At 42.7% G+C, this 10,019-nt stretch carries 9 protein-coding genes and 1 pseudogene; 9 read left to right on the top strand and 1 reads right to left on the bottom strand.

Annotation, left to right across the window (positions count from 1 at the left end):
- From VL121_RS15990 to VL121_RS16025, 8 genes and pseudogenes are all read left to right on the top strand, one after another.
- On the top strand, positions 1 to 1,069 hold a 1,069-nt coding region (locus VL121_RS15990; protein WP_325407164.1), incomplete at its 5' end, for an RHS repeat-associated core domain-containing protein.
- 11 nt (positions 1,070 to 1,080) lie between these two features.
- Positions 1,081 to 1,521, top strand: a complete 441-nt coding sequence (locus VL121_RS15995) for a hypothetical protein (protein WP_325407166.1) — start codon at positions 1,081 to 1,083, stop codon at positions 1,519 to 1,521.
- A gap of 830 nt (positions 1,522 to 2,351) precedes the next feature.
- The gene (gene ltrA, locus VL121_RS16000; RefSeq protein ID WP_325407167.1) at positions 2,352 to 3,599 is read left to right on the top strand and encodes a group II intron reverse transcriptase/maturase; all 1,248 of its coding nucleotides are present in this window, start codon (positions 2,352 to 2,354) and stop codon (positions 3,597 to 3,599) included.
- 179 nt (positions 3,600 to 3,778) lie between these two features.
- Positions 3,779 to 5,698, top strand: a complete 1,920-nt coding sequence (locus tag VL121_RS16005; RefSeq protein WP_325407169.1) for an RHS repeat domain-containing protein — start codon at positions 3,779 to 3,781, stop codon at positions 5,696 to 5,698.
- A gap of 68 nt (positions 5,699 to 5,766) precedes the next feature.
- A complete protein-coding gene (locus tag VL121_RS16010; RefSeq protein ID WP_325407171.1) occupies positions 5,767 to 6,078 on the top strand; it encodes a hypothetical protein in 312 nt (103 codons plus the stop codon).
- A 35-nt stretch (positions 6,079 to 6,113) separates the two neighbouring features.
- Positions 6,114 to 7,058 (top strand): annotated as a pseudogene (locus VL121_RS16015) (hypothetical protein); the annotation flags it as partial.
- A 5-nt stretch (positions 7,059 to 7,063) separates the two neighbouring features.
- Complete coding sequence (locus VL121_RS16020; RefSeq protein ID WP_325407173.1) at positions 7,064 to 7,387, top strand: hypothetical protein; 324 nt, start codon at positions 7,064 to 7,066, stop codon at positions 7,385 to 7,387.
- Positions 7,388 to 7,568: 181 nt separating this feature from the next.
- Positions 7,569 to 8,417, top strand: a complete 849-nt coding sequence (locus tag VL121_RS16025; RefSeq protein WP_325407175.1) for a hypothetical protein — start codon at positions 7,569 to 7,571, stop codon at positions 8,415 to 8,417.
- 396 nt (positions 8,418 to 8,813) lie between these two features.
- Here VL121_RS16025 and VL121_RS16030 read toward each other — a convergent pair whose 3' ends face one another.
- Positions 8,814 to 8,939 (bottom strand): hypothetical protein, encoded by a 126-nt coding sequence (locus VL121_RS16030; protein WP_325407176.1) that lies wholly within the window; start codon positions 8,937 to 8,939, stop codon positions 8,814 to 8,816.
- Positions 8,940 to 8,981: 42 nt separating this feature from the next.
- Here VL121_RS16030 and VL121_RS16035 point away from each other — a divergent pair, with 42 nt between their 5' ends.
- A complete protein-coding gene (locus VL121_RS16035) occupies positions 8,982 to 9,905 on the top strand; it encodes a hypothetical protein (RefSeq protein ID WP_325407177.1) in 924 nt (307 codons plus the stop codon).
- The last annotated feature ends 114 nt before the right edge of the window (positions 9,906 to 10,019 follow it).

Genomic DNA, 10,019 nt, shown 5'->3' on the forward strand with positions numbered 1-10,019 from the left:
CGGGGGCAGCGGAAGAATAGGTATATACTACCGTCCTTCAACCACCTATGCTTACCAGTTAACAGATCATTTGGGTAATGTGAGAGCTGTGGTAGCAAAGAATGGCACTACACTGCAGGTAAGGCTGTACAATGATTATTATCCTTACGGTATGGTGATCACCCCGCAAACCACGGGCACCAATGATTACCGCTACGGCTACCAGGGACAGTATGCGGAGAAAGATCCCGAGACGGACTGGAACGCGTTCGAGCTCAGGATGTACGACGCTAAGATCGCAAGATGGCTGAGCGTGGATCCAAAAGGTCAGTTCCACTCTCCTTATGTGAGCATGGGCAATAACCCCATAACCGGGGTTGATCCCGATGGGGGGTTTAGTTCCTGGTTGAGAGCTTTCGGTTACTGGCTTAGTCATGAAGGAGGGAAAATATCAAAGAATGAATATGGCGAATGGTCAGTAAGAAGAGCAAATGTTGAGGTCAATGCTGCCGGAGAAACAATCGTAACATCGTATCTGGAGTATGGCGAAGGTAGGCACTCCAGATCAGCATCGTTTGAGTCGCTCGCGAATGATCAAGCGATGATGGCGGACATTCAAGTAAACGGGGAGAAATCACTTTTTAAAATGTACGATTCTCCAACAGATGCAGGTTGGAGTGCGATGTCGATTGGCACAGGTTTAGGATTATCAGCCATGGCTCCAGCGTTAAAGGGAGGAGCTACTGGTGCCAACGCCGCTAAGGGGGGAAGTCAATTATTACTAAAGCCCGGAGCAGCTAATTTAACCCAAAAAGGGTTAGACCATATAGTTGCTCGCCATTGGTTTACGAGTGGCGCTAAAGGTGCAGGGAAATTTGCGGAAGGGACAACCGGGGCGGGTTTAAAGAGTATGATTAACACTACGACAACACAAGGTGCTTTCCGGGCTAATACAATGGGGCGTGCCGGAACAATAGCAGAATACAATTTTGGAAGAGTAATTGGCACAACTTCAAGTGGTGCACCTGCATCAAGTTTGAGAGTTGTTATTGGAACAAACGGAAATGTTATTACTGCGTTCCCATTTTAAAAAGTATTACAATGTTTAGAATAGAGTATAAAATAATAATAGAGCAGCCCGAAGAACTTGAGTATATCTCTGATGAAGAAATCCGATATAATTTTTTATTGGGTAATGTGTCTTTAATTTCGTCTGATGCAGAGATTGAAATGGAATGGGAATGGATACCATTGTTAGACTTTGCCTATTGTTTGCAAATGATTGTTAGTAGTCTAAAAGCAAAAAATACCGCTAAGGAATATTTTGAGTTTACAGAAAATGCTGAAACATTAGAGTTTTCAAGGCAGGGAGAGCAATTAAAAATTGTTGCTTCTTTTTCATCAACAGTGTTAGAAACGATATTTGCAGATTTTGAAAAAGCTGTATATGATTTTCATTTTAGCATTAGTGAATTCGTCCGAACGAATACATCAGGCGAGTTGCCGACTGTTTTACAAAAATACCTTTTAGTTGAAATGTAGATACCAAAGCCCGCAAATGCGGGCTTTTTTATTTAAGGATAGCCTGTAATTTGTTTTTAGCGAGGAACGCATCCAGCATAGCGAAAACGTGTTCCTTATCGGCGGGGTCGAGCTTTTCAATATCCTGCAGCCGTTTTACGGTCTTTTTATCAAACTTGCTGTTTACACCTTCTCCTACCAGGTAATCCAGACTTACCTCAAAAGCGTCCGCAATTTTTTTAGCCTCCCGCCGTTGTTGGGTGTGTCACGAATGGATAGAATAGATAGTTCTTTTCAATGCTGTATAAAAGATGGTAGTAGGTCTGCCGCATACGCTGTACAGACGGGGTATGCAAACCACCTGAAGGTGCTGTAATCAAAAGTTGCGGTGCTGAACGTTCAGGCAAAAGGTGTCTGCAAAGGCATCAGGTAAGTGTAAAGAAGCTGAACGAAAGTGAACCGACCGAAGACATGTCGAAACGGCCCCTCGTTGTTAAAAGTATCGGTTCCCAACGATTGATACGAAGACTGTAGCAGTTATCTGTTTACCGGCTACAGAACAACCGGCATTAAGGCGGCAGGAGCTTTACACAGGCTTTTATACGGAACGTGAGAGGCTTTCCGATTGATGTGCTAAGAAGCTTTGCAGAAATCGCGCCTTTGGCGCGAGACTGTTCAATAAATATTCTACAGTTCATACTGCAACTCAATCTTGCTTTAGGCAGGAGAAGCAAACGGGAGCGTTGGACGAAGCCGTAGTAGCGAAGAAGTTTCTGTAATGGAAATGGAGCGAAGGGCTTCGGTTATCTAAGTCAAATTATTCTTAAACAACTCTGAATCAAAGACAGAGAATGATGAAAGAAGAAAAGACAAAATCATTGCCGGTAAGTAAAAGGATGGTATATGATAGCTACTTAAAAACGGTGTCAAAGCAAGGAGGTGCAGGCATAGATCGTGAAAGCATTGAAATGTTCGATGCCAACATGAGTAAGAACCTGTACAAGATTTATAACCGCATGGCATCAGGCAGCTATTTTCCACCACCTGTACGAACGGTATTTATTCCAAAGAAGCAAGGTGGTTTAAGACCATTGGGCATACCAACGGTAAGTGACCGCATAGCGCAGGGAGTAGTAAAAGATTATCTGGAACCCTCAGTGGATGCAGTCTTTCACAATAGCTCATTTGGATACAGACCCGGCAGAAGTGCCCATGATGCGCTTTGTCAATGCCAGGCTAACTGTATTCAGAAGGCATGGGTGTTAGATGTAGATATAAAAGGGTTCTTTGATAACATCAGTCACAGTATATTGTTAGCCTTGCTTGGGCAGCATACGCAGGAGAAGTGGATACTGATGTATGTAGAAAGATGGCTGAAAGCAGGGGTAGAGCAAGAAGATGGCAGCATAACAGCAAGGACGAAGGGTACACCGCAAGGTGGAGTGATTAGTCCATTGCTGGCTAACATTTACCTGCATCATGCCTTTGATAAGTGGATGGATGAAACACATAAGCAGTGTCTTTTTGAACGCTATGCAGATGATATCGTTATCCACTGCAACAGTAAAGAAGAAGCGGAACGGATGCTGGAAGCACTAAAGGTAAGAATGCAGGATTTTGAATTAACGCTGCATCCTGAAAAGACGAAGATTGTGTATTGCAAAAATTATCAGCGCCATGACAGGCATGAAAATGAAAGCTTTACTTTTCTAAGTTATAGTTTCCAGCCAAGGACGGTGAAGGATAAGTTTGGCAGGGCAAAACGCTTGGTAGTGTTTAGTGCAGCCATCTGCAATAATGCAAAAGCAAGCATCAAAGCAGCAATCAAAGAAGTGTTACGGACCCAGTGGAGTACCCAAACCTTAGAATGGTTTGCAAAAACGCTAAATCCAAAAATACGAGGCTGGATCAATTACTACACGAGGTTTAACAAGGATGAAGCACATGGAGTATTTTACTATTTGAATGAACGAATCCGTAAATGGATGAAGAACACATATAAGATACGTGGCAAGAAACGGTTGTATAATAAATACAGGTTGTTGCAAGCCGAAAACCCATTGCTGTTTTATCATTGGAAGATTGGAATAAAAGCTTGATTGGATAACACGAGCCGTATGAAGGGAGACTTTCACGTACGGTTCTTTGAGCGGCTTGGGCTGTAATGCCCTTGCCTACTCGACTGTTCCTGCAGCCGTGCCGTTGTTGTGTATGTCGGGTGGGCAATGTGCAAAGCATACCAACAACCGAAACAGAGCAATATAAAAAGCAGTCCTATATGCAAAAACTTTTGATGATGAGTATGCTGTTGGTAAGCATTAGCGCAACAAACCCTGTCCTGGCGCTGGTCTTATTGCAAAGGGATTGCAGCACAGCCAGACCAGTGACGACAATCTGGAACAGCAACCTGACTGCCAACCCGCTGATGGACAGCCTCACTTATTTTTATACCGGTGGCACCAACCGTTTGGATCATATAAGAGACCGCAATGCAGGCAGCACTGCACACTCCAACAACTACGCCCCTGCGGTAGACATCAAAGACCAGGCAGCAGGCAATTACAGCTACGATGCCATTGGTAACCTGAAGAGCAGTGAATGGATGGGGGATGACGATATAAGCTGGAATGTTTACGGCAAGGTAGTGGAAGTAGAAAAGCGGGCGCTGGCGGGAGTGACCAGTCGTTTTCTTCATTACTATTACGATCCATCGGGCAATAAGGCAGGTGAAACGGTGCGCCACGGTAGTGGAGGCACTGCCTATTACAACCACCGCTGGTATGTGCGGGATGCTCAAGGGAATGTACTGGCCACCTATGAGGTGAACAATGCCGCCAGCGCTTCTGCCGGTACACTGAAGCTCAGGGAGCACCACCTTTACGGCAGCCGCCGCTTGGGGATTATCAATCGCGACCAGGACGTTGATGCAGACAAGCTAACGGCGGTTGACGAAACCAATTTGGGAGACACATATTTACTTAACTTTACCAGAGGTAATAAGCTCTTTGAACTGACCAACCACCTGGGTAATGTACTTACGGTACTAAGCGACAAAAAAGCGGGCAGGCCTAAGTCCGGTGACCCGTCCATGATCGGCATTTATGATTTTGACATGGTAACGGCAGCAGACTACACGCCTTTTGGCATGGTGATGCTGGGGCGTAATTTCAGCTTCCTTTCGCGTTACCGATACGGGTTCAATGGTAAGGAGTACGACAATGAGTTTAAGGGTGCAGGTAATGCCCTGGATTATGGGTTCCGCATGTACGACCCGCTGGTGGGCAGGTTTTTGAGTGTTGACCCGCTGACGAGCAAGTATCCCTGGTATACACCTTATCAGTTCGCGGGGAATAAGCCGATTTGGGCAGTTGATTTGGATGGGCTGGAAGAAAAGCCAACAAACAATGGATCAAGAGAAGGGGAAATGCAGCCCAGATCTGGTGACGTACAGAGCACAAAAGGCCCCTTCAAAGAAATTGTAAAGAAAGACTGGTTTTGGCATAGCGGTTCAAAAGAATATGGAACAAAAGCAGATTGGTACGAAGAGAAAGATTATAAAAATGTAATATGGCCGATAGCAACTGATTTAGCGGGTTATGCGGACATGTATCGCTCTTCGGGTATAGGTAAGAACTGGAGTGATGATGAAAAAGCCAATGTAGCAAACACAAAGTTAGGTCAGTTTTTAAGTTCGGGATTATCTGAAAAGGAGGTTAAGGGTTTACTGAGTCAGGCATACAATGTTTCAATGACCCAGGCTACCAACTCTTCGGGGAGGGTAGAGTTTTCTCCGATTAATGTTGAAAGTATTATTGGACTTGGACAATTAGTAAAGGGATTAATGTCAAATGTTGCCGCTAAGGGAGGGGAAAATCTTGCATTTGGTTTAGGAAAAAATCTTGATGAATTTTCTGCAGCTGTTGGGTTTAAAAATTACAGGCAATTTACAAGTGGTGGATTTAAGCCTAATGAAATTGAAGGGGCAATAAAAAATACTACTAATAATCTACATTTTAATTTGACAGATTTTACAAGATGGAAATACTTGAAATACAGCAATAATCCTGTTTCCCCAACTTTAGGAAATATTACTAATTGGGAGTTACATACAATTTATAATACTCCAGGTGCATTGCAAAGAACAACATTTTACAAATTTATTAACGGCAGCTATCAAGTTGTACCAAAACCATTTTAACTATGTTTTTTAATTCAATAAGAATTTTCCAAATTTGGATTTACACGGTAAGTCATTCAATCTTAATATTGAGAAGCACAAATGATGAAGATGAGGAAACGAAGGGGTATAATATTGATATTGAATTTTGGGGGATAGCCTATATAGAATTGCCCAATTTATTTAGAGGGATTAAAATTCGAAAACTTGTGGATAGTATTCCTCAAAAAATTGATAAATTCAAAAGCGATTTTGGCTATAATGTTTTTCAGATAACAACAGATGACGCCAATTACTATGTTGTGGCGGCAGGATGTAAAGTAGGAAAAAATAACTGGCTTAATGAGAATAGAGTTTTAAATCCAAGTTTAGAGTACGATGAAATAGTAATAACCCTATAGGTTGCTAAGACGAGTACGAAGCTCACTATGGCAACCGGTTGTATGATCCGCTGGTGGGCAGGTTTTTGAGTGTTGACCCACTGACAAGTAAGTATCCATGGTATACTCCGTACCAGTTCGCAGGGAATAAGCCAATATGGGCAACGGATTTAGATGGTTTGGAAGAGATGCCTACTAATAGAGGTAATGAAGAACATCAAGCTCAAACTACACATGCAACAGTTTCAAGCACAAAAGGCCCGTTTTCGGAAACGGTTAGTAAGACCTGGTTCTGGCATAAAGGGTCAAACGAATATGGTACTAAGTCGGGGTGGTATGAAGGAGAAGATTATAAGCGGTTGGTATGGCCTATTTCGGCTGATTTAGCTGGCTATGCAGATATGTATAAAACACCGGGGATCGGAAAGAATTGGAGCGATGAAGAAAAAGCAAACGTAGCTAATACAAAGCTTGGGCAGTTTATCAGCTCAGGGTTATCTGAAAAAGAGGTTAAGAGATTTTTAAGCCAGGCGTATAATGTGTCAATGACCCAGGCTGCCAATTCTTCGGGAAGGGCAGAATTTTCGCCGATCAATGTTGAAAGTTTTATTGGGCTTGGACAATTAACTAAAGGACTGTTGTCTCAGACAGTTAGATCGACAATTCCAAGTCTTATTGGAGTTCAGAAAACCTCACTGGAACGTGTTATAGCTAGGCTGGCAAACTTAAGAAAAGGAGATAATTATTTGGTGTCGAGTGTTGAAGCGTTTGGTTCGAGAGCTGGCAGTACATTTAGGGGGCGTGGTCCTTTACCGACTTCAGATCTAGATATTATGATTAAAATAAATAGTAAGAGTTTGAATGATGATTGGGTCTTGAGAACACTTGAAAATATTTCGGATGATTTTTTTAAAGAAACTGGTATTCCGCTAAATATAAAATCTACAATTATTAAAAAACAAATAGGGGAAGTACCCACGATAAATCTGTATAAGAGATGATATCAATGGAAGTATTTGTAGATAATCATTTAATTCCGATTAGGAAGGTTTGTGCTTTTTATCAAAAAGAGCCATTCCCAGGTAATCATAATTATACTTTACGATTAAATTTCGAAAACAGTACGGAATTAGAGAAAGTGGTTACTAGATTCAATTTGCATGAAATTGATAGTGTGAATTGGAGCACATTTTTTCTCTACTTAACCGCCCATTGGCCCTTTGATGAGAATGCAACAGCAAACTACTTTATAAATAACGTTCAAGAAATTTTTTTTAGTGACTATAGCATCAAACTTCACGGCGTTTGTTCTGATGTCCTGAGAAAATAACAATGTGGGGGTGTTCCAGGGTTGGTGATGGACTATGCAGAACAGTTATGCATACCGGTAAATAACAGCAATCAACCACTTTTTGTTTTCAAATGAAAGTTCAACTGAAAAGCGAAACAGTTAAATTTGGATGGTGTAAGAGAAGTTCTTTGAATATTATAAAAAAGTTGTGCAGAGGTTTTTGAGTGTTGACCCGCTGACGAGGAAGTATCCATATTATACACCTTACCAATTTGCAGGGAATAGCCCTATTAAATTTGTCGACCTCGATGGTTTGGAACCTGCAGAACCGGATCAACATGAATATAAGGGGAAAATATGGGCTGTCGATAAAGCTTACCAAATATCAGGAGGTGATGCGAAGTATTCTGATAAATTCAAAAATACCTCATTGGGAAATTATTCGAGAAAAGTAGATCGCAATAAGTTTTTTGGCAATGATAATGGCAACAATAATGTAGTCAATGAAAATAGCCAATTTGCAATTAATGAATCGGCATTTTCAAATGAAAAGGAGCTGGTTAATTATTTACTTGGGAACTTTGTTTGGGGTAAAGGACCAGAAAATATTGTTTTCCCAGAGAATGGAAAATTTGCTACTAACCTGAAGAATTCTATAGTAGTAGGTGAAACCCTTGTTGATTGGGCTAAGAATAATTATATTGATGGTGTTTATAAATGGGGAATGGATTTACGTGGTGAGATTAATGTAGATGTAAATTCAGGATTAACAAGCTTAGAGCATTTTCTTGGCTCTGCGGCTACAAAAATTACTAAAATAGATGATGATCAAATTCGAATTGAAATATTTAATGTTACAAGCTTTGGATCAGGCTATTTAACCAAGGATATTCCAATCATTAACAAATTTGTAGATAACCCCCGCTCAACAAGGAGAATGGATAATAGTGGTAGTCAACTTACTTATTCTAACACAAGTCAGTATTTTAACTTAACCATCTCTACAGTGCAACTTCCACGAACTTTCTATAGTAAGCTGTTCGGAACTCCGGACATAAGCCATAATTGAATACTGTGATAGCTTAGCTATAGTTTAAATGTTTTTATCCGGAAACAATTTGATGACTTTATAGAAAAAGAAGCAAAAATGAATGCAAAAGGAAAGGATAAAATGCCCCGTTTTCCTTCTCCGCAGTGTGTCCTCCCGGGCTTTGTGGGCAAGCCAGGCACGCTGCGGTAATGCAACTAATTTCCACGTCTGTTTATTTTCGGTTATTCGTTTCAGTTATTAACCAGAAACTAAACCGGCAAAGTTGTTGAATAGAATTATAGACGTACAAGCGAGTCCCGACTACAGTACGGGATAAACTGTGGCAACAAAAGCTTAATAGCGGCATTACAGCTTAGTACATCAACCTCACAACCCTATACCTTACTTCCTATACCCTACGCCAAAGCTGATGGCTCATAGCTGAAAGCTGATAGCCCCCAGTTTTACCACCGCTACGAATACGATGCCGAAAACCGGCTGACGGATGTATATACCACCGATAATAAAATCTTCCTTCACCAGCAGGAGCTCGAAGAGCATGAAGCTTTTTATGCTTACTACCGGCACGGCCCGCTGGCACGGATGGTGTTGGGGCAGCGGCAGGTACAGGGTGTAGACTATGCCTATACGCTGCAGGGCTGGCTCAAAGGCATCAACAGCAGCAATGCGTCAACCACCTACGATATGGGCGGCGATGCTACCGGCTTAAACCCCGGGGTTGCCCTCGATGCCTACAGCTTTACACTACATTATTTTTATGGCGATTACGATCCCATCAATACGGCAAGGCTTCCCTTTGCCGAACCCGGCCTGCATGCCAACCTTGCTTACCGGCCCCTGTACAACGGCAACATCAGCAGCATGGGGCATAGTATACCCCTGCGCTATGTGAACCAATTGTACAATTACAAATACGACCAGCTTAACCGGCTGGTAGCAATGGATATGTACCGCGGACTTGACGGTACCAACCAATGGGCAACGCTGGCCATCAGCAACCTGTACCAGGAACGGTATAAATACGATGGCAACGGCAATATCAAAACGGTGCTGCGCAACGGGCACCTGACCGCCAACCCGCTGATGGACAGCCTCACTTATTTTTATACCGGGAGTACCAACCGTTTAGATCATATAAGAGACCGCAATGCAGGCAGCACCGCACACTCCAACAATTATGCCCCTGCGGTAGACATCAAAGACCAGGCAGCGGGCAATTATAGCTACGATGCCATTGGTAATTTAAAGAGCAGTGAATGGATGGGTGATGACAATATAAGCTGGAACGTTTACGGCAAGGTAGTGGAGGTAGAAAAGCGGGCATTGGCAGGAGTAACCAGCCGGTTCATTCATTATTATTACGATCCTTCCGGTAACAAGACAGGCGAAACGGTGCGCCACGGTAGTGGAGGCACTGCCTATTACAACCACCGCTGGTATGTGCGCGATGCACAGAGCCTGTCCCGCATACATGCGGGAGCAATGTGCTGGCCACCTACGAGGTGAACAATGCCGCCAACGCTTCATCTGGCACTTTGAACCTTTCGGAGCATCACTTCTATGGCAGCAGCCGCCTGGGCATAGTGAGGCGCAGCCAGAATATGGATGAAGACAAGCTAA

The organism is Agriterribacter sp. (assembly GCF_035497235.1).
Taxonomy (GTDB): Bacteria; Bacteroidota; Bacteroidia; order Chitinophagales; family Chitinophagaceae; genus Agriterribacter.